24 protein-coding genes and 1 pseudogene are annotated in these 25,810 nt (G+C 40.0%); 10 read left to right on the top strand and 15 right to left on the bottom strand.

The window, feature by feature from the left end; all coding sequences use genetic code 11:
* The first annotated feature begins 9 nt into the window (after positions 1-9).
* Positions 10-1,284 (top strand): ammonium transporter, encoded by a 1,275-nt coding sequence (locus M9R32_RS13740; RefSeq protein WP_269927318.1) that lies wholly within the window; start codon positions 10-12, stop codon positions 1,282-1,284.
* 72 nt (positions 1,285-1,356) lie between these two features.
* Here M9R32_RS13740 and M9R32_RS13735 read toward each other — a convergent pair whose 3' ends face one another.
* The 3 genes from M9R32_RS13735 to M9R32_RS13725 form a co-directional block, all read right to left on the bottom strand.
* Entirely contained in the window at positions 1,357-2,178 is an 822-nt protein-coding gene (locus M9R32_RS13735; RefSeq protein WP_269927317.1) for a phytoene/squalene synthase family protein, read from the bottom strand.
* A gap of 235 nt (positions 2,179-2,413) precedes the next feature.
* A complete protein-coding gene (locus M9R32_RS13730; RefSeq protein WP_269927316.1) occupies positions 2,414-2,956 on the bottom strand; it encodes a flavodoxin family protein in 543 nt (180 codons plus the stop codon).
* Between the two features lie 205 nt (positions 2,957-3,161).
* Positions 3,162-4,091 (bottom strand): catalase family peroxidase, encoded by a 930-nt coding sequence (locus M9R32_RS13725; protein ID WP_269927315.1) that lies wholly within the window; start codon positions 4,089-4,091, stop codon positions 3,162-3,164.
* Positions 4,092-4,223: 132 nt separating this feature from the next.
* Here M9R32_RS13725 and M9R32_RS13720 point away from each other — a divergent pair, with 132 nt between their 5' ends.
* The 4 genes from M9R32_RS13720 to M9R32_RS13705 all read left to right on the top strand — a co-directional run bounded on the left by M9R32_RS13720 (position 4,224) and on the right by M9R32_RS13705 (position 7,168).
* Positions 4,224-4,571: an ASCH domain-containing protein gene (locus tag M9R32_RS13720; RefSeq protein WP_269927314.1), complete on the top strand. Its 348-nt coding sequence runs from the start codon at positions 4,224-4,226 to the stop codon at positions 4,569-4,571.
* Between the two features lie 3 nt (positions 4,572-4,574).
* Positions 4,575-5,015: a DUF2269 family protein gene (locus tag M9R32_RS13715; RefSeq protein ID WP_269927313.1), complete on the top strand. Its 441-nt coding sequence runs from the start codon at positions 4,575-4,577 to the stop codon at positions 5,013-5,015.
* A gap of 312 nt (positions 5,016-5,327) precedes the next feature.
* Positions 5,328-5,588 carry a hypothetical protein gene (locus M9R32_RS13710; RefSeq protein WP_269927312.1) on the top strand — a complete coding sequence of 87 codons (261 nt, stop codon included), beginning with the start codon at positions 5,328-5,330 and terminating at the stop codon, positions 5,586-5,588.
* Positions 5,589-5,788: 200 nt separating this feature from the next.
* On the top strand, positions 5,789-7,168 hold the full coding sequence (locus M9R32_RS13705) for a Glu/Leu/Phe/Val family dehydrogenase (protein WP_269927311.1): 1,380 nt from the start codon (positions 5,789-5,791) through the stop codon (positions 7,166-7,168).
* A gap of 50 nt (positions 7,169-7,218) precedes the next feature.
* Here M9R32_RS13705 and M9R32_RS13700 read toward each other — a convergent pair whose 3' ends face one another.
* The 3 genes from M9R32_RS13700 to M9R32_RS13690 form a co-directional block, all read right to left on the bottom strand.
* Entirely contained in the window at positions 7,219-7,482 is a 264-nt protein-coding gene (locus tag M9R32_RS13700) for a hypothetical protein (protein ID WP_269927310.1), read from the bottom strand.
* A gap of 87 nt (positions 7,483-7,569) precedes the next feature.
* Complete coding sequence (locus M9R32_RS13695) at positions 7,570-7,983, bottom strand: hypothetical protein (RefSeq protein WP_269927309.1); 414 nt, start codon at positions 7,981-7,983, stop codon at positions 7,570-7,572.
* Between the two features lie 940 nt (positions 7,984-8,923).
* Entirely contained in the window at positions 8,924-10,195 is a 1,272-nt protein-coding gene (locus tag M9R32_RS13690; RefSeq protein ID WP_269927308.1) for an acetyl-CoA hydrolase/transferase family protein, read from the bottom strand.
* Between the two features lie 375 nt (positions 10,196-10,570).
* Between M9R32_RS13690 and desA the strand changes: the two genes are divergently transcribed.
* The 3 genes from desA (at position 10,571) to M9R32_RS13675 (ending at position 13,459) form a co-directional block, all read left to right on the top strand.
* Positions 10,571-11,629, top strand: a complete 1,059-nt coding sequence (gene desA, locus M9R32_RS13685; protein ID WP_269927307.1) for a Delta(5) desaturase DesA — start codon at positions 10,571-10,573, stop codon at positions 11,627-11,629.
* A gap of 94 nt (positions 11,630-11,723) precedes the next feature.
* A complete protein-coding gene (locus tag M9R32_RS13680; RefSeq protein ID WP_269927306.1) occupies positions 11,724-12,860 on the top strand; it encodes a sensor histidine kinase in 1,137 nt (378 codons plus the stop codon).
* Complete coding sequence (locus M9R32_RS13675) at positions 12,857-13,459, top strand: response regulator transcription factor (protein WP_269927305.1); 603 nt, start codon at positions 12,857-12,859, stop codon at positions 13,457-13,459. The genes M9R32_RS13680 and M9R32_RS13675 overlap by 4 nt, the downstream gene beginning before the upstream one ends.
* Before the next feature lie 33 nt (positions 13,460-13,492).
* Here the strand turns inward: M9R32_RS13675 and M9R32_RS13670 are convergent, their stop codons facing one another.
* Positions 13,493-14,179: a GNAT family N-acetyltransferase gene (locus tag M9R32_RS13670; protein WP_269927304.1), complete on the bottom strand. Its 687-nt coding sequence runs from the start codon at positions 14,177-14,179 to the stop codon at positions 13,493-13,495.
* 146 nt (positions 14,180-14,325) lie between these two features.
* Here M9R32_RS13670 and M9R32_RS13665 point away from each other — a divergent pair, with 146 nt between their 5' ends.
* The gene (locus M9R32_RS13665; protein ID WP_269927303.1) at positions 14,326-14,619 is read left to right on the top strand and encodes a hypothetical protein; all 294 of its coding nucleotides are present in this window, start codon (positions 14,326-14,328) and stop codon (positions 14,617-14,619) included.
* Between the two features lie 214 nt (positions 14,620-14,833).
* Here M9R32_RS13665 and M9R32_RS13660 read toward each other — a convergent pair whose 3' ends face one another.
* The 8 genes and pseudogenes from M9R32_RS13660 to M9R32_RS13625 form a co-directional block, all read right to left on the bottom strand.
* On the bottom strand, positions 14,834-16,078 hold the full coding sequence (locus M9R32_RS13660; RefSeq protein WP_269927302.1) for a hypothetical protein: 1,245 nt from the start codon (positions 16,076-16,078) through the stop codon (positions 14,834-14,836).
* 30 nt (positions 16,079-16,108) lie between these two features.
* Positions 16,109-17,110, bottom strand: coding sequence for a hypothetical protein (locus M9R32_RS13655; RefSeq protein ID WP_269927301.1), 1,002 nt, complete (start codon positions 17,108-17,110; stop codon positions 16,109-16,111).
* 145 nt (positions 17,111-17,255) lie between these two features.
* Positions 17,256-18,638: a class II fumarate hydratase gene (gene fumC, locus M9R32_RS13650; RefSeq protein WP_269927300.1), complete on the bottom strand. Its 1,383-nt coding sequence runs from the start codon at positions 18,636-18,638 to the stop codon at positions 17,256-17,258.
* 236 nt (positions 18,639-18,874) lie between these two features.
* On the bottom strand, positions 18,875-19,531 hold the full coding sequence (locus tag M9R32_RS13645) for a DUF4352 domain-containing protein (RefSeq protein WP_269927299.1): 657 nt from the start codon (positions 19,529-19,531) through the stop codon (positions 18,875-18,877).
* A gap of 67 nt (positions 19,532-19,598) precedes the next feature.
* Positions 19,599-20,863 (bottom strand): annotated as a pseudogene (locus M9R32_RS13640) (alkaline phosphatase); the annotation flags it as partial.
* A 407-nt stretch (positions 20,864-21,270) separates the two neighbouring features.
* Positions 21,271-22,005, bottom strand: a complete 735-nt coding sequence (locus M9R32_RS13635; protein ID WP_269927297.1) for an amino acid ABC transporter ATP-binding protein — start codon at positions 22,003-22,005, stop codon at positions 21,271-21,273.
* 26 nt (positions 22,006-22,031) lie between these two features.
* Complete coding sequence (locus M9R32_RS13630) at positions 22,032-22,733, bottom strand: amino acid ABC transporter permease (RefSeq protein ID WP_269927296.1); 702 nt, start codon at positions 22,731-22,733, stop codon at positions 22,032-22,034.
* Positions 22,720-23,544 carry an amino acid ABC transporter substrate-binding protein gene (locus M9R32_RS13625; RefSeq protein WP_269927295.1) on the bottom strand — a complete coding sequence of 275 codons (825 nt, stop codon included), beginning with the start codon at positions 23,542-23,544 and terminating at the stop codon, positions 22,720-22,722. Before M9R32_RS13625 ends, M9R32_RS13630 begins: the two co-directional genes overlap by 14 nt.
* Before the next feature lie 409 nt (positions 23,545-23,953).
* Between M9R32_RS13625 and pepF the strand changes: the two genes are divergently transcribed.
* Complete coding sequence (gene pepF, locus M9R32_RS13620) at positions 23,954-25,774, top strand: oligoendopeptidase F (protein WP_269927294.1); 1,821 nt, start codon at positions 23,954-23,956, stop codon at positions 25,772-25,774.
* Positions 25,775-25,810 lie beyond the last annotated feature (36 nt).

Below are 25,810 nucleotides of genomic sequence, written 5' to 3'. Positions count from 1 at the left end.
GGAGTAAAAATGGAAGCAGTACAAAGTTCAGTAGACATGATGTGGATGATGATTGGTGCAATTTTAGTATTTTTTATGCACGCTGGATTTGCAATGGTCGAGACAGGATTTACTCGTTCGAAAAATACAGTGAATATCTTAATGAAAAATTTATTAACGTTATCCATTGGCGCTATTCTTTATTTTATCGTAGGATTTGCCCTCATGTTTGGCACTTCCGCTTTCGGACTTATTGGTACAGAAGGGTTTGCCTTACTTGGTCGTGAAGATATTGGCTTCTTTGTTTTCCAGGCTGTTTTTGCCGCAACATGTGCAACCATCATCTCTGGAGCCGTTGCCGAACGTATGAAATTATCTTCTTACCTACTATTGGTCGTCGCCATGACCGGTGTTATCTATCCGATCGTCGGCCACTGGGTATGGGGTGGTGGTTGGTTATCCCAACTCGGTTTTATTGATTTCGCAGGATCGTCAGTCGTTCACTTAACAGGTGCTGTCGGGGCATTAATTGCTGCATGGTTGATTGGTCCACGAATTGGCAAATATAGTGATCAATCCGTCAATGTCATTCCCGGTCACAGCATACCTCTTGGCGCGCTCGGTGTCTTTATTTTATGGCTTGGTTGGTTTGGGTTTAATGGTGCAAGTACTTTGGCCGCTGACACAACATTAGTGCCGGTCGTCATTGCTAATACTTTACTTGCTGCATCTGCAGCAGTTTTGTCCACTGCTTTACACACCAAACTTCGCTACAAACAGATGGATGCTTCTCTTACACTGAACGGCGCTTTAAGTGGTCTGGTTGGTATTACCGCAGGATGCGCAAACGTTTCATTAATCGGTTCAATTATCATTGGACTGATTGCAGGCGTCATTATGACAGAAAGCATTCGTTTCTTTGATGTGAAAGCCAAAATTGACGACCCCGTAGGCGCGATTTCGGTTCATGGGATCGGAGGCATTTGGGGAACACTTGCAGTAGGTTTATTTGATACGACAAATGGTTTATTTTATGGAGGCGGTGTAGGGATTCTTGCCATTCAAATCGTTGGGATTGCCGCGATTATTGCTTGGACTTCCATCACTGTTGGCGGGAGTTTGATGGCCATTCGATTATTCTCCACATTAAGAGTGTCAAAAGAAGAAGAGAAAATTGGTTTAGACTTTGCCGAACACGGAACTCAAGCTTATGAATTGAACGATGTCTTTAAAGGGACAGCGCCACGCTCTGAAGAATTTGCTCAACGTCTGACTAAACTCGGCAAATCACCACAAGCAGGTTAAATGAATAAAAGTGCCGGAACCCAAAGGTATGAGATACTCACCTTGGATTCCGGCACTTTTTATTTGGATACATTAATATTGATTTTCCAGTTCGGCAACAATCGATTCGACTTCTTTACGGGAGATTTTTTCACGACCTATTTTCATCGCTTTTAACGTACTGTTTGCCAAAGCAAGCGGCACTTTACAAAACATCGTGATTCCGCGATTATTAATATCTTTAACATAGTCGCTTCCCATCGCCAAGTTCTGCTTAGCATACAAAAATAAATCTTCCCGTTCCCAGCCGTCTGGTAAGAAACGTACGCCACGTTCCCAGTCTTCGTCTTGATTACGCAGAATGTTTACAGCTTGTAACCCTCGTCCAAAAGCAATCGCTTTTTCACGATCAGTTTCTGTATTATCATGCCATTTCCATAAATCGGACAGCATACATCCTACGAGACCCGCTACATAATAGGTGTAATCATCAAGATCTTCTTTAGTCTTGATGCGCCAGTCCTTGTCCACCCATTTTGCCATACCTTCCGCCATAACAGCAGTTGACTCTTTCACTTTTTCAACGACATCCGGCGGACACAATAAAATCCAATCACCGAGACGTTGTGTCACAGCAGGAAGCAAGTTTTGATAAGGCTGAATTAGCGCACGGTATTTTTCAGGATCAAATGTCGTCTTCATACTTTCGCTTATTGACGTTAGTAATTGACGCTTCGTTTCCGCCTGCATGTCTGGATGATCTTCGATTTCATCAATCGCTCGCATGCACAAATAAGCAGACGCTACCGTTTTTCTCAGTGTCGGTTCCAAAAAATTAATGGGAATGAAAAATGTACGACTCGTTTGTTTTAACACATCCATGGCTTCACGTTGCAATAAGACAGCCTCACTCATCCTCGATTCCTCCCGTTCCAATCCATATGTATTCCTATGATATGACCAATTCAAAAGGTTTTAATCCTCTTATCATACAATAAAAATTCAGTTTCGTACGAATCAAAGATAGAAAATTCAAGAAACTAGTGAATTAGAACGATTCAACAACAAAAAGCGCCAAGAATCTGCAGGATACGCAGGATAAGTTTCTTCCCTGCAACTCCTTTAAATACCTGACACTTTCATGAGTACACTATTCCTTTAATTTTTGATTCATGGCTGTGGCAGCCGAGTGCGCCCGAGAATCCGTGGAAACATCACCAGGACGACTCGCTTTTCCGAGTACATATCCTTCAAAAGAAATGCTCATAAATTCAAAAATGTAGTTGAATTGTTGAATAAGAGGCAAGCCTTTTACATGTGGATTATCGCCACCCACCGCAATAACATAAGCCTTTTTCGTACCAAGCTGATCTTTAAAACCAGGGAATTTTTCATCCCGCATCGTATGAGACCATCGATCAATAAAGTTTTTCATGGTCCCTGTCATACTGTACCAATAAATTGGTGTCGCAAAAATGAAGGTGTCATGCTTCATCATCCGCTCGACTATCCCGTTGTAATCATCACCTACATCCGAGAATCCACCTTCAGAGTGACGGCGGTCTTCAATTGGTTCAATTTTATAATCACGCAAATAAATTTGTTCAACTTCAAGTCCTTCAATTGCATATTTAGTTAATTGCTCTGTATTTCCATCCGGCCGGGTACTCCCGTATATTACAACAATACTCATATTGGATCGGTCTCCTTTATGTTGTTATGTTTAATTAAGTAGGCAATTAATAGTGTATGCGACAACCCCTTTAAAATTAACGAAAAACACTTAAATAAGTCCAATGATTTTTTCAATTATTATCCACATGTGGATAACCGACCAAATTGCCGACCTATACACATTTTGTGGACAGTTGACCATTTATCCGTGCATAACTTTTCCCTCACTGCCCTTTTCTTCGTCTTTCATAAGAAACTGCATAAGCATCTTTACGAAATGGCAGAATTTCATCGTCCGAACATTCAATTCCTGTGGGTAAGATGGTTGGATCAAAGATAAATGTATCGTCTTTGATCATTTCTTTTGCATGGATACTTAATACACCGGCATCAATTCGCGTCCGCTCTTTTGGCCATTCTTTCGTCGGATCGTCCGTCGGATCGTGTTCTTCCCCTATTACGATATGTAGACGGAAGCGCACTTCCTCTGTTTTTAAACGTTGTGCAAGCTCGGCTTCCAGGTAATCAGGAGGCAATGTCGCCAATTCTTTCACTGTGAAAGTTTCGACTCCCAGTTCCGGTTCCCATTCAAACTTCACAGGTGTACGCTCGCCTTCCTCATTAATCAAATAAAATGCATGCACGGCGTAATATCGACCCTTTGCATAACTCTTCGTGTGCTTGAGTTTTCGTATCATTTGAAAAGCAGCCCGACTTTCCGGATAAGTCGCAAATAGTTTAACCATCTCTTTAAAATCCGGTTTACCTTCTTTGAATGACGTGATCGTCTTTAACATGTCAAAAAAGGTCTGAGGTGACTTCGTGACGAAAATCGGCAAAGTGATTCCCACTAAGCTATGGATGTCTCCTTCAGGTAATTGAAATTGTACAGACATTCCTTTTACAGCAGCAAGGGCATCTGCTGTCGCAGGGTTAGGAGAGCTGTTTGAAAAGCGAACAATCGCTGAAACCTCATTTCTGGTTAAATGAGCGGCCTTAGTATAGTGGGATGCCTTGCCCGTCGGCGTGAAGGTTGCTTGAAATAATACACCCTTGGCATGCGCTCGACGATAGCCTGGGTGTGTACCAGCCAATTTTTCTATGTAATTCACCGTTCTCGTTGCCAATACTGTTTCATTTGTATTTTCGACCATTTAGAAACCTCCTTAATTACTGCAACTCATAGTCCAAACTCTTTTTAAGGTGTACACTTAGAAAAGGTATACTTTATTCTCAAGATACCCATTAAAGAAATTAAACTAACTTATAGAAGAAGGCGGAATTACATGACCCATTCAGATCAAACTAATTTACCACCAAAGACGTGTTCAATCGAACGCTTAATTACAATGGAATCAGATATTGAAAAAGTGCTTAATGGAGAAAAAACAGCAACGCGTCGTAACGGACGATATGCTGATATCGGAGAAATCATGGAGTTAAAAGGACAGTCATTCATCATCAACAATGTATACATCCAGACATTGGGTGAATTAACTGACGAACATGCCCGTCATGAAGGTTTTCAAACTGTAGAAGAATACAAACAATCCATTTTGTCTTATCATCCTAGAATGCCTTGGTTGCCGACAATGACTGTCTGGGTTCATGAATTTTCACCGGTAAACGCTTAAGCCATGAATGATTATTACATTTACATCGTCTTCATCCATGTTTTAAGTGCGGTCTTGTCAGTTGGTCCCTTGTTTGTATTATTTGCCGTTCTAAGGAAAATGCAAGAAAGTGACCGCCTGCTTGATCAGACGCATATCTCTATTTTCCGTTCAGTCGTTCGTCTCATCAAACATGCTGGGCATGTCCTTGTCGGCTCCGGCGTTTTACTCGTAATCTTCGGACCATGGCCATGGCATACTCCATGGATCGTGATGACGATTGCACTGATGGTAGTTTCCATTTTCTTTCTTGCCCGTGCATTTTCAAGTACACTCAAGAAATTTGATGACAATGAAGCTGACCGTGTTTTTTTAATTAAGAAGCTTCGTAAAGCTACGTGGATTTATATTATTTTATTAGTACTTATGCTCGCATTAATGGTGATAAAGCCAACTATGTGGTAGATCAAGTCGACGCAGGAAAGATGCTGGCCAAGAGCCATTATCTTTGCGACGAGTAACCGCAGGAGCATGCTGGCCAAAAGCCAGTCTCTTTGCGACGAGTAACCGCAGGAGCACATGTTTTTGTAGTGACGAGGAGACTGAATCCACGCCCGCGAAAATCAACAGGTTGCAATGTATACTCTTCTTAAGGACCGGGCATCTATTTGCCCGGTTTTTTATATTTATCCTTTTAATGAATAATTCGAGCAAATATTGCCATAGTAAGATGGATTAATTAATTTATTTATTAGTTGAATTTAAGGAGGACTTTCAATGGAAGATCATACTCAAATGAGTTGGAAAGAAGATACAATCATTGGTCAATTGACTAATTCCATCGAGAACGCCAGTATGGCGGTAGGACAAGCATTAACGAACCCATCTGAGCAATTCATCCACCAAGCACATGAAATGCTTGAGCGTGCGGATCGAGCGGTTGAAAATGCGTTGAAAAACCAAGGGCAATCAGACCCGATTAGCTCCCTTCAGGATCAGTTAAACCAACAAAAGGAAAAACTGAACCGCCTTCACTAATAAACTTAAAGAACAAAAACGTTTTTCATTAACAGCATTCCCTAAAAGTGGCCGGGCATTCTCTCAGCCACCTATCCGATAAATTCACACTTCTTCGGGAAAGCCCATCAGTCCTGCTGATGGGTTTTATCCGTTTTATCCACAATCTCGTAGGGTATAAATAAAACTAGAACGAAATTCTATTCGGAGGTGCTTCACACATGGAAGAACAAACAAGAACGATTGTTCAACAATCATTGAATGCCTTATTGGAAAACGAAACGTTTCTGCCTGAATTAAAAGGCGATATGCGAAAAACCGCCTTCACTTCACTCAGCGCAATCCTATCAACACCGAATCAAATACATAAATCATTTCTGCGGATCCCACTGGAAGAAGGCGAAGTTATACGCATTCCCTCTTACCGTGTCCATCATAATGATGCACTGGGTCCATACAAGGGCGGCATTCGTTTTCATGAGTCCGTAAACGAAGAAGAAGTCGTGAACTTAGCCTTTTTGATGACGTTAAAAAATGCCTTGCACAACGTTCCCTTTGGAGGCGGTAAAGGTGGAATCATCATTGATCCCAAAGCCTTTACCGAACGGGAGCTGCAACGTATTTGCATTAAGTACGTCCGCTATTTCAACAATGTCCTAGGTCCGGACAAAGATATTCCCGCACCGGATGTCGGCTCAGGAGAGCGTGAAATGGACTGGATGATGGCTGAATACAAAAAAATCAATCAAGGTCAACCTTACCTTGGAAGTTTTACAGGGAAAAGCGTTGTCAACGGCGGGTCTTTAGGGAGACGTGAAGCGACCGGTAAAGGCGTCTACTTCACTTTCCGTTACTTATTAAATGACTATGTAAAACCAAACGAAGAAACACTTGCCGCATCATCCAATCCTTTTGCCAAGACTGCGGTAGAGTACGTGGATCGACCGTTAAATGTCGCTGTACAAGGATTTGGAAATGTAGGTTCAGTGACAGCCCTGGAGGCATTCCGTTGCCAGCATATCCAAAACAAAGTCGTAGCGGTAAGCGACCGCAACGTTACATTATTCAATGCAGACGGATTGGATATACCTGCACTCGTGAACTTTACAGCCACTAATCGAGGGGATTTACCTACAACCCCTGAACAATTGAAAGAAATAAATGTAAGTGCTGAAATTCGTTCTCGGGAAGAAATTTTAACAATGAACGTGGATGTATTATTCCTTGCGGCGCTTGAAAATCAGCTGACAGATCAAAATAAGGAACAAATTAAAGCTCGTATCATCGTCGAAGGCGCAAATGCACCAACTACTAAAGAAGCTGATGATTATTTAAGCGAAAAAGGTGTTGTCATCATTCCTGACATTTTAGCGAATGCCGGAGGAGTAATTGTTTCTTACCTGGAATGGTTGCAGGGACGCGAGACGCAATTCTATACAGAAGAACAAGTCCACACCCAATTGCTTGAAAAAATGAAGAACACCATGGACATCATCCTTCCACAATATTTTGGCGACCCATTCCCGCTCCGTCAAAACTGTTACATTCACTCGGTAACGCGTTTATCGACTGTTTTATACAAACAAGGTAAACTTTATTAAAAACAAAAAGCCGCAAGCTGATTCGTTTCAGCTTGCGACTTTTTTTATGATTAAACGTGTATTTTGTCTTTTTGAAGCTCAATCAGAACAGGATCTTCCGTTTTCTTGAAATCTAAGGTCAATTTCTCTAATTCAAGACGCATTTTCTCTGTTTCTGCGATAAAGTTTTGACCTCTCAATTTTTCCAGTTCCAATTCATCTTTCAGCATTTTCGCTCTCAACTTTTGACTACCTCGAAGATGCCCCAAAATTATGGCTGTAAGTGGAATTGAAAATACCATAACGACGGCAATTAACCCTATTAAATTATCCATACATTCACCTCTATTTCATTAGTTACGTTATCTTGCATTCCCATTAACCTTATAACTTCTGTATACGGTCAAAAGATAACTTTGGTTTCAATTTGGAATTGAAATCCCACTGGCCTTCTCAGCCTCTTCTGAATCATTAAAACACTGGATGTATGCAACTTTGCCGTTATTCATCTTGATATACGAATATACAAGTGCTTCTTTTATATTCTCTCCATCTTCACTCTTCCAAATTCTTCGATGTTTTAAAATCAATTTTTCCTCATTAACATAACTGTTTACTGTCAATAAAGTAAGACCCGTCCGATTAATGCAATCCAGCAAAGCTTTATGTCCGAAATTTGATCCTTGATTATCATCAACTACCTCAATGTTTGCTTTCGTCAGCTTAAGCAATTCCTCATACTTACGTTCGTTCAAATATTGCTGCCACTTTGCGGCAACGATAAGGGTGAGCTGATTTTTCATAAAGATAAATCTCCCATCTGTATGATTTGCCACATTAAAGGTCTCTTTCATTAAATGTCTGTATCTTTAGTTTTATATAGGATATAGAATTCGACAATCCTTTTAGATAACCTCCTTCATATGTCTCATAATAAATACAGTTTTCAATATTATTTTCCATTCGATTAGTTTTTAGCCCATGATTATTTGACACTCACAAAAAATTAGCAGGGTTCGCCACTTCGCTTTCTCGGCTCGGCTTCAGCTACCTACAGGGGTCTACAGCTTAAGCTATTCTCCCCGGTCCTTTTGAAATGTAACCATAGAAATCTATTGATTTCCGCTACGGTGGACGCTTTTCGCGGGCATGGCTTCAGTCTCCTCGTCACTGCAAAAACATGTGCTCCTGCGGTTACTCGTCGCAAAGATACTGGCTATTGGCCAGCTTCTTTCCTGCGGGGCCTTCAGCTCATGCACCTGCCGCTTCGCTTTCGGTGCAGAAAACATCTGCTAATCCCGCAGAAGTCGCCACCTGCGCTTCAATCAACTATTCTAGATGGCAACTACGGTAACAGATTGGTTCTATCTCTAACTTAACTTAGAATCATTTATTCGTGTCTTAGCAATTCGTTATTGACAGATCTTCTTGTTGATTACACTCACTTCATGGATTGTAGTGGAAGGCGGCGACTCCAGCGGGATTAGCGGGACAGGTGAGACCCCGCAGATTGCGAAAATGAACAAAGGCTAAGAACGCCACATCGTATGACAACGCCTTTGTGACCAACATCCTGTTGGCCTGAGGAGGCTCACCTCCCGCCCCGCGGAAAGCGTCCGCCTGAAACGGAAATCAACAATATTAATGATCTTTTTGCGCAAAATACCTCAACCACTGAATTTAGGGAAATGAAAATTATATACTTTCTTATCTTTCAAAAAACGCCAGACCCTTAGAGGTTCGAGTTGCTCTCTAAAGGTCTGGCGCTTTTTGAATTTAATTAATAATTCCTCGTTCGATGGCCTGAGCAGTCAGTTCAGCTCTGAATTTTGGATGTGCAATACTGATTAATTGTTTAGCCCGGTCACTGATTGAACGACCATGCAATCGGGCGATTCCGTATTCTGTGACCACATTGTCGACATCATTTTTTCCGGTCGTGACAACCGAACCTGGGGTTAAATCCAACTTGATTCTCGAAATGGAATCGTTCTTGGCAGTGGAATGCATACAAATGAAACCTTTGCCGTTATTCGCAAAACGAACGCCTCTTGCAAAATCAATTTGCCCGCCACTTGAAGAATAGTATTTTCCACCAACCGTTTCCGAAGCACATTGCCCATATAAATCAACCTCAGTAGTAGCATTGATGGATACGATATTTTCTTCTTTGGCGATTTCACGCGGATCATTCACCACACTTACAGGTAAAAACTCTACCGATGGATTGTTGTTGATAAAATCATATAAACGCTTCGTTCCATACGCAAATGTCGCAACAATCTTTCCTTTGTTCGTGAACTTTTTCGTCCCATCAATTGCGCCAGATTCGACCAAATCCACAATCCCATCTGGCAGCATTTCCGTATGGATTCCTAAGTTGCGGTGATTTTTCAATAAACTCATTACCGCATTCGGAACTGATCCTATCCCAATTTGAAGGGTATCACCGTCCTGAATATCCGCAGCTACTTTTTCAGCGATGCGCATATCTTTTTCTCCGATTTCCGGAACCACTTCTTCGGCCAATGGCGTATCGTGTTCAACATAACCGGCAATCTGACTTACATGAATTTGATTGAGTCCAAATGTACGGGGCATATTTCGGTTTACTTCCAAAATGAATGGAACTTTACCAATAAACTCCGCTACATAATCAGCTTGAGTCCCAAGTGAAAAATATCCATGCTCGTCCATAGGAGAAGCAACTGAAAAAATCATCGACATTTTCGTTACTTTCGAAAGCATTCTCGGCACCTCATGAAAATTGTTTGGCACTAATTCCATTTTGGCTTGCTGATACGTTTTGCGGGTAGCACCACTTAAAAAGTACGATACATGCGAAAGCTGACCAGGCATTTCCCCTAAAATATACTTTCGGGGATGCAATGCCAACATTTGATGAATTTTCACACCACTAAGTTCGCTTGCATGCTCTTCCAATAGATCGAGCAACTGAATCGGCTCACCATTCGCAATCGGTATAATAATATCTGCTTCCTTATCTATTAAGTTAATTACACTTTTTTTGTCCAGTAATTTAGTCAACATTAAACACTCCTGTCAAAACTTCTTCGTCTTACTTTAGCATATTTATGGTCTTTTTCTTATTTAAGGGCATGCCAGGTAGACATAACCGAACTCCAGGTTGCACAAAATGCTTTTGGCTCTTGCGTAGCGGAGTGAAATCAATACATTTAACAGGTAATTTCACATAGAAAATTCGTTAATTTATGCATTTTTTAAACACGTCCGCAAAAAATATGAATGAATCACAATTTCTCTAATCATCACGACCTATATGATATTTGTCATACCAATCACTTGACGTTTATGACTTTTATTATCTGCTCCTAATCCCTATTCTTAAGGTAACAAGTTTTTTAACGAAAAATTAAAATACATTTTTTCCAGGAGGACGCTATGAGTAAAGAAAAAACAATGCAGTTACGCAAGCAAGTGGCGCCGTTTGAGAAGTCTGATATGTCAGCAAGTATCAAACAAATTGTAAATACGATTCCCCCATTTTTCATTTTATGGTACTTAGCATATTTGAGTTTAGACGTATCGATTTTCTTAACAATCGCTCTAGCAGTGATTGCTTCAGGATTCATCGTTCGAATCTTTATCATTTTCCATGACTGTACACACGGTTCTTTCTTTAAGAGCAAGAAGGCCAATGCCATCTTAGGAACCATTACTGGCATTCTGACTTTGTTCGCTTATGAAAAATGGAAACGTGATCATTCAATTCACCATGCAACGAGCAGTAACTTAGACAAACGCGGAACAGGTGATGTTTGGGTAATGACGGTTAATGAATATCTTGAAGCATCACCAGGTCGTCGTTTGGCATACCGTCTATACCGTAATCCACTAGTGATGTTCGGTTTAGGACCATTATTCTTGTACTTAGTATCAAACCGTTTTAACCGTAAAGATGCTCGTAAAAAAGAACGTAACAATACTTACTTTATTAATGTGGCAATCGTTGCATTGTATGCATTTATGATTTGGTTAGTTGGCATCCAGGCGTTCGCAATCATTCAAGGTACAATCTTGATTGTTGCAGGATCTTTTGGGATCTGGTTGTTCTATGTACAACATCAATTTGAAGATTCTTATTTTGAAGATGAAGACCAATGGGATTATGTTAAAGCAGCAGTGGATGGCAGTTCGTTCTACAAATTGCCTAAAGTTCTGCAATGGTTAACTGGTAATATCGGTTATCACCATGTTCATCATTTAAGCCCACGAGTACCTAACTACTTGTTGGAACAAGCTCATGAATCGACACCACCACTACACAAGGCAACGACGATTACGTTAAAAACAAGTTTACAATCGATCCGCTTCCGTTTATATGACGAAACGAAAAAAACGTTTGTCAGCTTTAACGAAATCAAACATTTACTGAACGATACAAAGAATTCTACAATGCAACAACTGCAAACAAAACGTTCAAGTATTCAAGGAAAATAATTAGTATAGCTGAAAAACCATTCCGCATATGGAATGGTTTTTCTGTCTGTTATACTTAACTCATAACAAAAACACCTAATTTATGGAGGGTTTTATGCAAAGCTGGTATCAAATTTTCCCTAAAAACCCATACGTCAGTATTTACATATGGATTATTTTTTGTATTTTGCCGTTATTTTATATATTTAAATCGTACTCCCCATCGGAAAGCTTCTTAGGACTATTACTAGTTGTAGGTTTCTTTTTAACGTACCGCCAATCGTTCATTTCAAAAGGATGGCGTATGTATGTGTGGATTGCCTTTCAAATTGCCATCAGCATCACGTTAATTATATTGTTTGGCTATCTCTATTTTTCGTTGTTCCTGGCATTTTTTATCGGCAACATCCGCAATAAAGCCGGTTTCATCACGATGTATGTGGTCCATCTCGTTACAACCATGGCGTCTGTCAGTATTGGATTCTTCACTCAATATGACTTACTCGTCTCTCAATTCCCGTTCATACTAATTGGCGTCATCGGTGTGATCTTATTGCCTTTCAATTCGTACAACCGTAATAAACAGGAAAAACTCGAAGGTCAGTTGGAAGATGCAAATAAACGTATTTCTCAATTGCTTGTCATGCAGGAACGCCAGCGGATTGCTCGTGATTTACACGATACATTGGGCCAAAAGCTATCTTTAATCGGCTTAAAGAGTGACTTGGCCAGCAAAGTGATTGATAAAGATCCGAAACGTGCTAAAAATGAGCTTTTTGATATCAATCACACGGCTCGTATTGCGTTAAAAGAAGTCCGTGAACTTGTTTCCAATATGCGTTCGGGTAAACTCGTAGATGAACTTATACGTGTCCAGCAGATTTTAAAAGCAGCAGAAATCGACTTCCGTGTAAAAGGGAATTCCGTTCTAAAAGATACACCTTTACTCGTTGAAAATGTCTTAGGTATGTGTTTGAAAGAAGCAGTCACCAATGTCGTTAAGCATAGTCAAGCCACGTTTTGTCACGTCTTAATTAAACAAACCCAAACTGAATTGTTTCTTCAAGTTCAAGATAATGGGATTGGATTTGAAGGAGATGCACAATTTTCAGATGGCAATGGCTTAATTGGCATGAAAGAACGCCTGGAATTCGTCAACGGAAGCTTTGAAATTTCGGGTAATGATGGTACGACCCTTAATATCCGGATTCCACACGTCATCTTACAATCGGTTGAGGAGGAAAATTCATGATTCGTATTGTCATTGCTGAAGATCAACGCATGTTACTGGGAGCTCTTGGTTCTTTACTCGATTTGGAGGATGACATGGAGGTTGTCGGAAAAGCACATAATGGAGAAGAAGTCATCTCCTTGGTGCACCAATTAAATCCTGATGTGGTCATAATGGACATTGAAATGCCTTCTAAAACGGGTTTGGACGCTGCGGAGGAACTGAAGGAACATGACTGTAAAGTAATCATTCTTACTACTTTTGCCCGTTCAGGTTACTTTGAACGTGCGCGGAAAGCCAATGTCATGGGCTATCTCCTGAAAGATAGCCCGAGCGAAGATCTGGCCAATTCTATTCGCAGCATTATGGAAGGACGTCGTGTATACGCACCGGAACTGATCGACCTTGCTTATAGTGGAGACGAAAATCCTTTAACGGAACGCGAGCATCAAGTACTTGAATTAATCGCAGACGGAAAAAACACAAAAGAGATTGCGAGTCAGCTATACATTACAACTGGGACGGTCAGAAACTACATTTCCGTCATCTTAGACAAGCTGGACGTAAGCAATCGAATAGAAGCCATTTCTAGATTCAAAGAAAAAGGCTGGTTTAAGTAAGCACTTCCTTTTGGGAGTGCTTTTCTCTTGCCATTAAACTTTCCGCTGGTATTGCACATGCCATTCATCACTTAACGGACTCATGCCGACACCTACATATCCTTCTTTCAACATTTGCTGCTGCATCAATGTGTCGGTCATTGGAATCAATTTTTCATCATCTGAGTGGCTATATTCCACCTTCTCATCCTTGAGTGTTTTCAAAAATACATAGCGAAGTTTGCCACCGTATTTGTGTTTCAAGGCAACAATGTGGAGACCTAGGGCGAATTTATCCTTCAGACTTGGGATGTTTAACGGTGCGACGGTTGCGCATACATAATCAAATCGAGAACGATCGATATTGGCCATAAGGACCTCCCCCATTTTAAGTTGAAGACCTTTTCCACGGTAGGCTGGGTGAACAATCGATAGTTCCTGATAAACGACACGACTTAATGCCTCTAATGAAAGCCCCGCATCCATCCCTAAGTGTTCACCATCAATAAACGGCACCAGTAACGCACGGAATGCGACCAGTTGTCGCCCGTCAAACAAGCCAAGTAGAAGCCCATTTCCGCTTAAGATATATTTAAATTCATCTCTCGATAATGGTTGCAGCGTATCTTCAGAATCCATCTGTTTTTTCGTAAGTTGTTGAAGTTCCATCATGTCTTGCAAGTGCTGGTGATCCAATATTTTCGGGTCAAGCACTAGTGAATCCACTATTATTTGTTCCATCCGTTTCTCCTCGTTTCCATTAAGACTAGTATTTATTTTAATTGTCATGCTGATAGTTGTCAGATTGTCTGTTTAGGTGCTTGCCACACTATGGCGTGGTACGATATAGACACAGATTAGTAGAGTTCTAAAGGAGATTTGAAACAATGGATCAAAAAACCATGACAGAATACATCATCCAAAAATATCAAGAAGACGAGCAAGTCATGATTCAATTATTTGTCCAATGGTGTCAAAACCATGAGATTGACTCAATATCTTTATATCAAAAAGCATACCCATCCCAAGGTGCCAATGAAACGTTGAAATCCACCATCGAGAACAATGAACCCATGGATTTGGACATTGATTCCGGTACACTCATCGAGATTCTACAAATGTTCGGTAACGATGATCTTGCCTTCGTGGTGTCAGAGGAAGCTAATAGACTTTCAAAGTAATGTCAGAAGCTTGTAGATTGAAAAACTCTCTTTTGATTTCCCATTTTTTAACTATTACAACTTAAAGCTTCATTTTTACAACTAAGATACTCTTTTTTACAACAAAGCTCGCTTTTTTTCCTACTAAGAGTTCATTTTTTACAACTGAGCCATCGCTCAGCCTCATTTCAAAAAAGACTGAACCCCTAGGGGCTCAGTCTTTTCTCATTTTACCTTATTGATTAAGTGTTTCTGTCATTGAAGCAAATCCAAGACCAAGATCTAATCCTAATTCGCTTGAATTGTTGTCATCTTCATGTGTTGATTGTACCCAAAGGCCAGCAGTTGCATCTAACATTGAAGAGAAAGAGTTTTCATCTTCTGAATCCAAACCTACCATAGATGCTACATCTACTTCAGTTCCTAAACGAGAAGAGTCTTCTGTTCTTTGCGCTTCAATTAATGCAGATACAGCGGCCATAACTTTTGCAGATTCTTCGTTTTCATTATCTTCAGAACCTAAACCTAAGTTTGTTACAGACTCAGTTCCAAGTGCAAAAGATGATGAATCATTTTCCTCATTTGTTTCAATAACGTTTACGAATGAAGTGTTGTTATCAGCATTTAAGAAAGTAGAATTCTCTTCATTTTCAAACACTGAGTTTAAACCAGCATCAATATTTCCTTCAGTTGTCGATGTAGTTGAATCGTTTTCTTCATCAACGACTGTTTCATTCATCACACCAGCGTCACCTTCAGCGTTTACTGCTGCAGATTCTTCTTCGCCTTCAACTTCAGCTTCGATTGCTCCTTCAGTTGCCGCTTCTGTTGTAGATGTTACGGTATCGTTTTCTTCATCAACGATTGTTTCATTCATCACACCAGCGTCACCTTCAGCGTTTACTGCTGCAGATTCATCTTCGCCTTGAACTTCAGCTCCGATTGCTCCTTCAGTTGCCGCTTCTGTTGTCGATGTGACTGTATCGTTTTCTTCATCAACGATTGTTTCATTCATCACACCAGCGTCACCTTCAGCGTTTACTGCTGCGGATTCTTCTTCGCCTTCAACTTCAGCTCCGATTGCTCCTTCAGTTGCCGCTTCTGTTGTCGATGTTACGGTACCGTTTTCTTCATCAACGACTGTTTCATTCATTACGCCAGCGTCACCTTCAGCGTTTACTGCTGCAGATTCATCTTCGCCTTCAACAACTGCATCGATAGAACCTTCTGAGTTAGCATCCACATTTGAAGTAAACGATTCCTCTGTTGATTCCACGTTTACATCTGAAGATGCATCATTCTGAGTGTTAATCTCAACGTTGTTGTCTTCATTCGAATCGAGAATGTTCAAATTCTCAACTAAACCATCATTCAGGTTCAATAAAGAATCATTTTCTGCTGCAGATGTAGCACCTGCCCCGATTAATAGACTTGCTGCTAATCCACCTGTAATAGTTAAAGTTCTTAATACGTTTTTCATGTGTATTCTCTCCTTTTAGTATAAGTTTTTTTATATTCTACTTATCTTCAAAGGAGATTGTTGAGGTGGTTGTGACGGTGGTGCATTTAACCACTGATCAAAGAAGAGTCTGGTCTTTCCAAAGTAAGCCATCGTCCCATTTTGATTTGATACATCATATCCATCCAACACAGCAAACGTCATACTACCCATTGTGAGACTCGAATTCGATAGAGTAGAAGGACCCGACTGGAAAGTTGGTGTCGCTTGCACTTGCTCGTAATTGATTGGCACTTTCATTGGTATGGGTAGAGCATTTTTGGGTTTATCAGTCTCGACGTTTAATGAGCGTTCATTACGTGACGTTTCATTTAACGCGTCATCTTGCTCTTCATCTATAATTAGCTGTTTGGAAATATCCGGTTTAACAATTTCTTTCTTATTCTTCATAACCAGTGGTACCTCTTGTTTCAATTTTTCAACTGGTAGTTCAGTAACTTCAGTTTCTGGAACTGGGGTTACACGAATTTCTTTATCCGTCGATTGAGTAGGTACCGAACTTTCCACATCTACTACAGGGGTTTTTACAGAAATTTGCGGGTCACGTTCCACTTCAGCTTGTACCACTTCCGTGTCAACTTTAACCGTATCAGCCACTTCCACCTTAGCAATGCTTGTATCAACCTTCACTTTAGGTGTTTGTGAAACTTTTGCCTCAACCACACCTGTATTAACTTTAACTGAAGGAGATGTGGAGTCTTTCACTTCCACGATTGGCTCTTCACTTTTCACCGCTTTTGTTACTTTTTGAGTTGTTTCGGTAACGTTATTTACAATCTCTGTTACTGGTTGAAGTGATTCTTCTTGTTCTGTCTTAATCGGCAGTGCTTTTTCGACTTGGGAAGTTGTGTTGGCAACCTCGTCAGTCACCGTATTTACAATTTCCGTCGGTTGACTCAAAGTCGATCCAAGCAGTCCACCATCTGCGGAAGCAAACGATGGAAAACTTAACACACCGAAAAGTACGGCAATTTGCATCATTCGTTTTTGCACGTCGTCATTCACCTCCCTTCAGTCATTTACAGGAGCTAACGTAAAAAGTTCAGTTTTGGATCACATTATGAATTAAAATATAACTTTTGGCCCACAAATAAAATAGAATCCCTTTCATTCTTAGATGTAGGGGACCCTATCTTTATTATCGAATCATTTTCGAAGGGTCGACAATCAGATCAAACTCTTCTTCTGTCAGTAAACCACTTTGCAGCGCTGCCTCTTTTAATGTACTGCCAGATTCATGTGCCTTCGTAGCAATTTTCGCTGCATTCTCATATCCAATATGCGGATTTAGAGCCGTTACCAGCATCAATGAATTGCTTACGTGATGTGAAAGTTGCTCCACATTCGGTTGGATACCTACGACACAGTGGTCATGGAAACTACGCACACTGTCACTCAGTAATCGCACGGATTGCATAAAGTTATAGAAAATGACGGGTTTAAACACATTCAATTCAAAGTTCCCTTGGCTTGCCGCGAAACCAATGGTCGCATCATTGCCCATGATTTGGGTTGCAACCATTGTCAACGCTTCACTTTGTGTAGGATTTACTTTCCCGGGCATTATTGAACTTCCTGGTTCATTCGCTGGAATCGTTATTTCACCTATTCCGCTTCGTGGTCCACTAGCCAGCCAACGAACGTCATTGGCAATCTTCATCAAATCTGCAGCAAGCGCTTTAAGTGCTCCATGCGTATATACCAACTGATCATGACTGGTCAAAGCGTGGAATTTATTTGCAGATGAAACGAACGGCAACCCAGTTTTCGCAGTTACTTCTTTTGCCACACGTTCCCCGAATTCAGCATGTGCGTTAATACCAGTTCCGACTGCTGTCCCTCCAATAGCAAGTTCCCCCACATGAACAAGACTTTCACGGATCATTTCTTCGCTCTTAACCACCATGTGCTTCCACCCACTGATTTCCTGACCTAACGTCAACGGAGTGGCATCCTGCAAATGTGTTCTGCCAATTTTGATGATATCTTTAAAATCGTTTTCCTGTTTTTCAAAGGTTTGTTTTAAACGAGCAAGCTCAGGTAATAACATTGTCTGCACGACTTCTACTGCCGCAATATGCATCGCCGTAGGGAACGTGTCATTCGAGCTTTGCGATTTATTCACATCATCATTCGGATGAAGTATTTCTTCACTCCCAGATTCCTTCAGTAATTGATTCCCCCGATGGGCTATTACTTCATTCACGTTCATATTGGATTGTGTACCGCTCCCGGTCTGCCAAACGACTAACGGAAAATGTTCATCCCATTTGCCTTCACGAATTTCTGAAGCAGCCTGAGAAATCGCCTGCATCTTCCCTTCACTCAAGGTGCCTAAATCAAAATTTACTTTTGCCGCTGCTTTTTTTAGGACGGCAAATGCATGAATTAATTCAGTAGGCATCAGTTCGGTGCCAATCGCAAAATTCTCTTTACTACGTTGAGTCTGTGCACCCCACATTTTATCGACGGGTACTTGAATTTCCCCAATGGAATCTCGTTCTATTCGGAATTTGGTCATGTTGGATACTCCTCCTTTGAGCCATTTTAATTCTAAATTCGAGAAAAATTCAAACAATTCACCTTGTAGCATATCCTTCTTTTCAGCTTTTCATTAGATACTTAATTCAATAATAGGTTTTAGGATGACATATCTTGTTTATGGAGTGGCAGGAGTCGGAGGACATAACTAAATCGAAAAAGCAGTTTCCTCCACAAGTGAAGAAAGCTGCTTTTTCGTATTATTAATACTAAGAATTAGATATCCTCTTTTATAGTTTTCGCTTTTTCAATACTTTCGTCCACGTTATTAAGAACATCACTTGTTAGAATTTCAATTGATTTAATGTCATTTGTGTTTTCTAAAATGAAACCCATATTACCTTTTTTAACATTATTGCTTTGTATTTCTCCATTCAATTCTTCGAGAAAAATATCATCTTCCCAAGTTTTCAACTCACCATTACTCGTCTTAACGAAAGCAACTGGTGTAAATTTCATGTCTTCATCCGATGTATTTTTAACTTCAATTTCTACTTTTAAAAAATCAAACTCTTCTTCATGTGTATAGGAATGAAAAAAGTCAATCATGCTGTAATCCGGAACAAAATGCATCAACTTCACTTCTTTTAAAACCATTTCAATTCCGCCTATATTAACTGCTTTATTTATACGTTTATAAGATTTTAGTGTCAGTTCTCCTTTGTCATCGGTAACGGTTTCTCCAACTGTCACAAGATTAATGTCATCCGTTATTTGCGGATTCGGCACATATACATCTTTTTTTACATTTAGGTTTTTTTGAGTTTGGTCGATTGTTTTGACTTGATCTCCAGCTTTATTCTCGGTGTTATTTACTGATGAACAGCCCGTAAGAACTAATAGAAGAATCAAGAAAAATGATAATTTTTTCATAGGAATCCTCCTCAAAATTCTGCATAATAAAAACCCGCCGCCTTAGCAACGGGCTTTTTCGATAATATCTGTTATTTATTTTTTTGTTTTACCTAACAAATCGAAGAGAATTTTAGCATGATCTGTATTATCAATTTGGCCTACAAATCGTTCTTTGTGAGGTCCGTAGGCATATACGGGTACGTCTTCACCTGTGTGACCGCCAGTTGTCCAACCTGTATGAGAACGCTCATTAAAGATTTCTTCGATTGCATTGTCAATATCAGTGACTTTTTTTGTCGTTGCAGCATCTTTAACAGATTGGATTTCTTGGGTTGTTAATGCTAATAGTTTTTGATCAATATACGTTTTTAATGTTTTTTCAACATCTGCACCTTTTGCAATTTCAGCTGCCATAAAATCAGGTGTGCGCTTAGCCGCTTTTAATGGTTGACCGAACCAGTTATAATTTCCATCTGCACCAATTGAATATCCGCCAGTTGAATGATCAGCTGTAATAACAACTAGTGTATGCTTGTCCTTCTTAGCATACTCAATTGCAGCCTTAGCCGCTTTTTCAAAGTCTTCCATTTCACTCATTGCACCAACAATATCATTATCATGTCCAGCCCAGTCTACCTGGCTTCCTTCGACCATTAAGAAAAAGCCATCTTTGTCCTTGCTTAAACGTTGAATTGCTGATGTTGTCATATCTTGAAGAGAGGGAACTTCTTCAGTACGATCAATCATTTTAGGAAGACCACCAGATGCAAACAATCCAAGAACCTGTCCATTTTCATCCTTTGAAAGCTGCTCTTTATTAGTTACATAACTAAATCCGGATTTTTGGAATTCTTCCGTAAGATCTCGATCAGGGCGAACGAAATTTGAGGAACCCCCACCCAGAAGGACATCAATTTTATGTTTGCCATTAACTAATTCATCATAGTAGTCATCAGCAATAGCATTCATATTCTTACGGTTTTCATCGTGAGCACCAAATGAAGCTGGTGTTGCATGGGTAATTTCAGATGTAGCAACAAGGCCAGTTGCTTTACCCTTTTCTTTTGCGGCCTCTAACACGGTTTTAACTTTTGATTTATCGTTATCTACCCCAATTGCAGCGTTATAGGTTTTTACACCAGCAGACATTGCTGTTGCCGCGGAAGCAGAATCTGTAACGTTTTGTGTTGGATCTTCCGGATAAGTCATTTGTTGTCCAACGAGGTACTTATCGAATACTGTTCTTTCAACAGCATCCGTTGACGAATCATCTTTAAAATAACGATAACCGGAAGTATAGGTTGAACCCATCCCATCGCCGATCAAGAAAATAACATTTTTAATTTCCCTGTTATCATTGTTTCTTTCATTTTCTGCAGCTTGTACGTTAGTATTGGTAATTGTTGCAGCTAAACCACCTAATGCAAGAGTAGATACAACACAGACAGGAATTAGCTTTTTTGTTATTTTATTTTTAAGCATCCGAATAACCTCCACCATTCAATTTAATATGACGATAAGGTTTACTATAAAGGAAGATTGTTAATCTCCTATTAAACCAAAGTAAAAGTAAATTAAAACGGTGTAAATCTACATAAGTCATTTAGTAACATTTGAAACATAGATTACTGAAATCAAATGATTTCTTCGTATTCAAAACAAAACAACTTAAACGAACATTTGTTCGTTTTGGTGCAATAAAAAAGCATCCAACTAATTTTTAATTGGATGCTCTATACGTTGTATCAATCTATTTATTATTGAAGCAAGTTCAAAAATTGTTTTGTTCGTTCTTCTTTTGGATTGGTAAACATGTCAACCGGTTTGCTACGTTCGATAATTTTGCCTTGATCCATAAAGATAACTTCGTCTGCTACGTCGTTGGCGAAACGCATTTCATGTGTCACAACGACCATTGTAATGCCTTCTCCTGCTAAATCTTTCATCACTTGCAATACTTCTCCAACTAACTCGGGATCCAGTGCTGAAGTTGGTTCATCAAACAGCATCACTTTCGGTTCGAGTGCGAGTGCGCGAGCGATTCCTACACGTTGCTGTTGACCACCTGAAAGTTGGTGAGGATAGAAGTCCAGTTTGTCTCCTAGACCCACTTTAATTAATAGCTGTTCAGCTTTTTTACGAGCTTCCGCTTTTGAAAGTTTCTTCACGATAACAGGACCTTCCATGACATTTTGAATGGCCGTCATGTGTGGAAACAAGTTATAGTGCTGGAAAACCATCGCTGACTTTTTTCTAAATAAATCGATTGATCTTTTTGGAAGAGATTTTGAAAAATCTGCCGTCTGATCATCGATTGTGATGCTACCTGAAGTCGGAACTTCTAATATATTCAAGCATCGAAGTAATGTCGTCTTGCCTGATCCTGAAGGTCCGATAACCACGATTACTTCGCCTTTATTGATTTGAAGGTCGATTCCTTTTAACACTTCAAGGTCGCCAAATTGTTTGTGTAAACCATTTATTGAAATCATCTCTTACTCCTTTCTTTATCCTTTAGTTATCTCGATACATAGCGATCGAAGCGATGTTCCAAGCGACCTTGGATAAGCGAAAGGAAGAAACAAATAATCCAATAAATAATCGCTACTTCTGTATATAACAACAACACTTCATAATTGGTTGCCGCTATTTCCTGAGCTCTTCTGAACATTTCTGTTACGAGAATCAGAGATGCTAAAGATGTATCTTTCACCAAACTGATGAACGTATTCGAGAGCGGTGGAATGGACACACGAGTTGCTTGAGGCAAAATTACGCGCTTCAGCGTTTGAGAATAGGACATTCCAATCATATGAGCAGCTTCCCACTGACCTTTCGGTATAGAGAGAATGGCCGCACGAATCACTTCTGAAGCATAAGCTCCAACATTCAAAGAAAACCCGATTACCGCTGCTGGAAATGGATCTATGACAATTCCGACAGAACCCAATCCATAAAATAAGATGAACAACTGTACCAATAATGGCGTACCGCGAATGGCTGAAACGTAGAAACGGGCAATCCATTGAAACGGCTTAACGGTCGAGATTCTTGCCAATGCCGTCAGTACGGCTAATGCTAGCCCTAATATAAAGGAAATTAGAGACAATGGAAGCGTATATACAACAGCACCCTCCAGCAAAGGCTGGAGGGAAGATTGCGCGATATCTAGGTAGCGCTCCATTTTTTCAGGGTCGACGGAAAAACTATTCCAAAACATTTTCGCCGAACCATTTTTCTGAGATATCGTCGTACGTACCGTCTTCAATCATTTCATTCAATGCTTTGTTTACAGCTTCAACTAATGTTTCATTACCTTTGCGGAACATCAATCCACTTTGAGCCACATCGTCTGCTTCAGCTACAATTTGAATTTTTGCATCCGGTTTTTGTTTCTGGAAATCTAAAACGGATAATTTATCATTAATCGTTGCATCTACACGTTGTGAGTTCAATAATTCGATTGCTTGGTTAAAACCATCAACGCCTACTAATTCAGCACCGTAAGATTTAGCGATTTCAGCATAGTTACTTGTTAATGATTGTCCAGATTTCAATCCTTTAAGATCTTCAAAGCTCTTCACTTCTTTGTTATCTGCATGTGTGACAAGTACAGCTGTAGAAGAAATGTATGGTTCTGAGAAATCATATTTCACTAATCGCTCTTCTTTAATCCCCACTTGGTTGGCAATCATGTCAAAACGTTTTGAATCTAGACCTGCGAACATTGCATCCCATTGCGTTTCCATGAATTTCGCTTTTACACCTAATCGTGCAGCAATCTCTTCCGCAATTTCAACATCAAACCCTGTCAATTTACCACTTTCATCATGGTACGTAAACGGAGGGTAAGTTCCTTCTGTACCGACTAATAGTTCCCCATCTTCTTGCACTTTTGCTAACAGATCACTTTCGGTTGAACCTGTGTTCTTCTCATCTTTAGAAGCGTTATCGTCCTTCGAAGTACCACAAGCCGATAACATGAAAACTGCTGTAAGAAGCAGTGCAAATAATGTAGTTAATTTCTTCATATCTTTATTCCTCCTAATTCTTATAGACTTACTTGGTATTGATAATCTTATAACATGTAAATACGTGCGTCAAAACAAAAATCTCAAGGAATTAAAAAGCAAATTATTAAGAATTGTCTAATTAATATCATTTCTTTATATGATGATTGAAATGAACCTCTTCTATCCGAATTTCTTTTACATTTTTTGAACTTATTTCTTGGTTGTCTTGCTAATTCTTAGTCACAACTCTTCTGGTTTTGAAGTAAAACTACTTAATCTGCAGTGACCAGCACTTTACAATCAAAAATCTCAAAGAAATTAACTAAACTATTTTAATTAAATTCTGCATATAAAAGAGTGAATTTTTCAATAAATTCAGCTATACTTACTATTAGTTCGACATCCGTAATAAAAGGGAGAGATGAAAATGGTTCAAAGTTTGCCAGCACGTTCAGATGTCAAAATAGACGAAACGTGGAATTTACATGATCTGTTCACATCAGAAGAAGCCTACCAAGATGCACTTACTGCTCTTGAAAAAGAAGTGGACGCTTTCCAACAACAATTCAAAGGTCAGATTAAAGATGCACAATCTGCTGAAGAAGCATTAAAAGAATATGTAAGCATTTATGAAATGTTTGTTCCGCTTGGCACATATGCAAGTCTTGCGTACAGCACAGATCAGACGGACAGCGATGCTCAAATGCGTTCTGCCAAATTCGGTTCAGTTTCTGCCAATTTAAGCAGCAAATTATCGTTTGTGGATAGTGAATTACTGGAGTTACCGGTGGAAGTGTTGGAAGACGCAATGAAAAACTCAACTGAATTCGGTCACTATCTAGAAAAACTCATTCGTAAAAAACCACATCAGCTTCATCCAGAAGTGGAAAAAACGTTGGCCGCATACTCTTCTTCATTCGGTGGTCCTTACGAGTTATATAATACGACGAAAATGGTTGACCTCTCTTTCGAAGATTTCGAAGTGAACGGCAAAAAATATCCATTAAGTTATGTCCTGTTTGAAGGTGACTGGGAAGCAGAAACGGATACGGAAGTACGTCGTGCTGCATTCGAGGCATTTTCAAATCAACTGAAAAACTACCAACATACGACTGCAAAAACATACGATATGAAATTACAGATTGAAAAAACAACATCTGATTTACGTGGCTATGACAATATCTTTGACTACTTATTGTTTGGTCAAGAAGTGGATAAATCGTTGTTCGACCGTCAAATCGACTTGATTATGACTGAACTTGCACCTCATATGCGCAAATATGCGAAATTGCTTCAGGACGTTCACGGGTTAGATGAAATGACTTTTGCGGACTTGAAGATTCCATTGGATCCATCATACGAACCAAAAATCACGATTGAAGAGTCTAAGAAATACATGAATGACGCACTTGCAATTATGGGTGAAGACTATTTGGACATGGTCAACCGTTCATTTGATGAGCGTTGGATCGACTTTGCACAAAACAAAGGAAAGTCGACAGGTGCTTTCTGCTCTAGCCCTTACGGATCTCATCCTTACATTTTGATTTCATGGTCTAGCCGTATGAATGAAGTATTTGTATTGGCCCATGAACTCGGACATGCAGGTCATTTCTACAATGCACATAAAAAACAAAATGTCTTTAACTCTCGCCCATCACTATACTTCATTGAAGCACCATCGACGATGAATGAAATGCTGATGGCGAACCATTTGCTTGAGAACTCGGATGATCCGAAGTTCAAGCGTTGGGTTATTTCTTCGATTGTGGCACGCACTTATTACCACAACTTCGTGACACATTTACTGGAAGCAGCTTATCAGCGCAAAGTATATGATCGAGTGGATGCTGGGAAAAACGTCAATGCGGGTATTCTAAATGAAATCAAACGTGGCGTACTGGAAGAATTCTGGGGAGATGCAGTCGACATCACGCCAGGTGCTGAACTAACGTGGATGCGTCAACCTCATTACTACATGGGCTTGTATCCATACACTTACAGCGCGGGACTGACAATATCTACACAAGTTTCAAAACGTATTTTGGGAGAAGGCGAACCAGCTGTAGCAGAATGGTTGGAAGTTCTTCAAGCAGGCGGAACGAAATCTCCAGTTGAACTTGCTCAAATGGCAGGCGTCGATATTACGACTGAAAAACCACTTCGCGACACGATTGCCTACATCGGCGAATTAATTGATGAATTGGTGAAATTAACAGAAGAAATCGAAGCAGTTCCAGCTAAATAGATGAAATAGAGAAAACGAACCTGGGTCTATATGTGA

This window comes from Paenisporosarcina quisquiliarum (assembly GCF_027563315.1).
GTDB classification, from domain to species: domain Bacteria; phylum Bacillota; class Bacilli; order Bacillales_A; family Planococcaceae; genus Paenisporosarcina; species Paenisporosarcina quisquiliarum.
The sequence above is the reverse complement of the archived record's forward strand: the minus strand, read 5'-3'. Positions and strand labels throughout refer to the sequence as shown.

Bases quoted from the DNA above. Each gene is read 5' to 3' on its own strand.
- M9R32_RS13740 (WP_269927318.1), top strand. From the start codon at position 10: ATGGAAGCAGTACAAAGTTCAGTAGACATGATGTGGATGATGATTGGT.
- M9R32_RS13735 (WP_269927317.1), bottom strand. From the start codon at position 2,178: ATGAGTGAGGCTGTCTTATTGCAACGTGAAGCCATGGATGTGTTAAAA.
- M9R32_RS13730 (WP_269927316.1), bottom strand. From the start codon at position 2,956: ATGAGTATTGTTGTAATATACGGGAGTACCCGGCCGGATGGAAATACA.
- M9R32_RS13725 (WP_269927315.1), bottom strand. From the start codon at position 4,091: ATGGTCGAAAATACAAATGAAACAGTATTGGCAACGAGAACGGTGAAT.
- M9R32_RS13720 (WP_269927314.1), top strand. From the start codon at position 4,224: ATGACCCATTCAGATCAAACTAATTTACCACCAAAGACGTGTTCAATC.
- M9R32_RS13715 (WP_269927313.1), top strand. From the start codon at position 4,575: ATGAATGATTATTACATTTACATCGTCTTCATCCATGTTTTAAGTGCG.
- M9R32_RS13710 (WP_269927312.1), top strand. From the start codon at position 5,328: ATGGAAGATCATACTCAAATGAGTTGGAAAGAAGATACAATCATTGGT.
- M9R32_RS13705 (WP_269927311.1), top strand. From the start codon at position 5,789: ATGGAAGAACAAACAAGAACGATTGTTCAACAATCATTGAATGCCTTA.
- M9R32_RS13700 (WP_269927310.1), bottom strand. From the start codon at position 7,482: ATGGATAATTTAATAGGGTTAATTGCCGTCGTTATGGTATTTTCAATT.
- desA (WP_269927307.1), top strand. From the start codon at position 10,571: ATGAGTAAAGAAAAAACAATGCAGTTACGCAAGCAAGTGGCGCCGTTT.
- M9R32_RS13680 (WP_269927306.1), top strand. From the start codon at position 11,724: ATGCAAAGCTGGTATCAAATTTTCCCTAAAAACCCATACGTCAGTATT.
- M9R32_RS13675 (WP_269927305.1), top strand. From the start codon at position 12,857: ATGATTCGTATTGTCATTGCTGAAGATCAACGCATGTTACTGGGAGCT.
- M9R32_RS13670 (WP_269927304.1), bottom strand. From the start codon at position 14,179: ATGGAACAAATAATAGTGGATTCACTAGTGCTTGACCCGAAAATATTG.
- M9R32_RS13665 (WP_269927303.1), top strand. From the start codon at position 14,326: ATGGATCAAAAAACCATGACAGAATACATCATCCAAAAATATCAAGAA.
- M9R32_RS13660 (WP_269927302.1), bottom strand. From the start codon at position 16,078: ATGAAAAACGTATTAAGAACTTTAACTATTACAGGTGGATTAGCAGCA.
- fumC (WP_269927300.1), bottom strand. From the start codon at position 18,638: ATGACCAAATTCCGAATAGAACGAGATTCCATTGGGGAAATTCAAGTA.
- M9R32_RS13645 (WP_269927299.1), bottom strand. From the start codon at position 19,531: ATGAAAAAATTATCATTTTTCTTGATTCTTCTATTAGTTCTTACGGGC.
- M9R32_RS13635 (WP_269927297.1), bottom strand. From the start codon at position 22,005: ATGATTTCAATAAATGGTTTACACAAACAATTTGGCGACCTTGAAGTG.
- M9R32_RS13630 (WP_269927296.1), bottom strand. From the start codon at position 22,733: ATGTTTTGGAATAGTTTTTCCGTCGACCCTGAAAAAATGGAGCGCTAC.
- M9R32_RS13625 (WP_269927295.1), bottom strand. From the start codon at position 23,544: ATGAAGAAATTAACTACATTATTTGCACTGCTTCTTACAGCAGTTTTC.
- pepF (WP_269927294.1), top strand. From the start codon at position 23,954: ATGGTTCAAAGTTTGCCAGCACGTTCAGATGTCAAAATAGACGAAACG.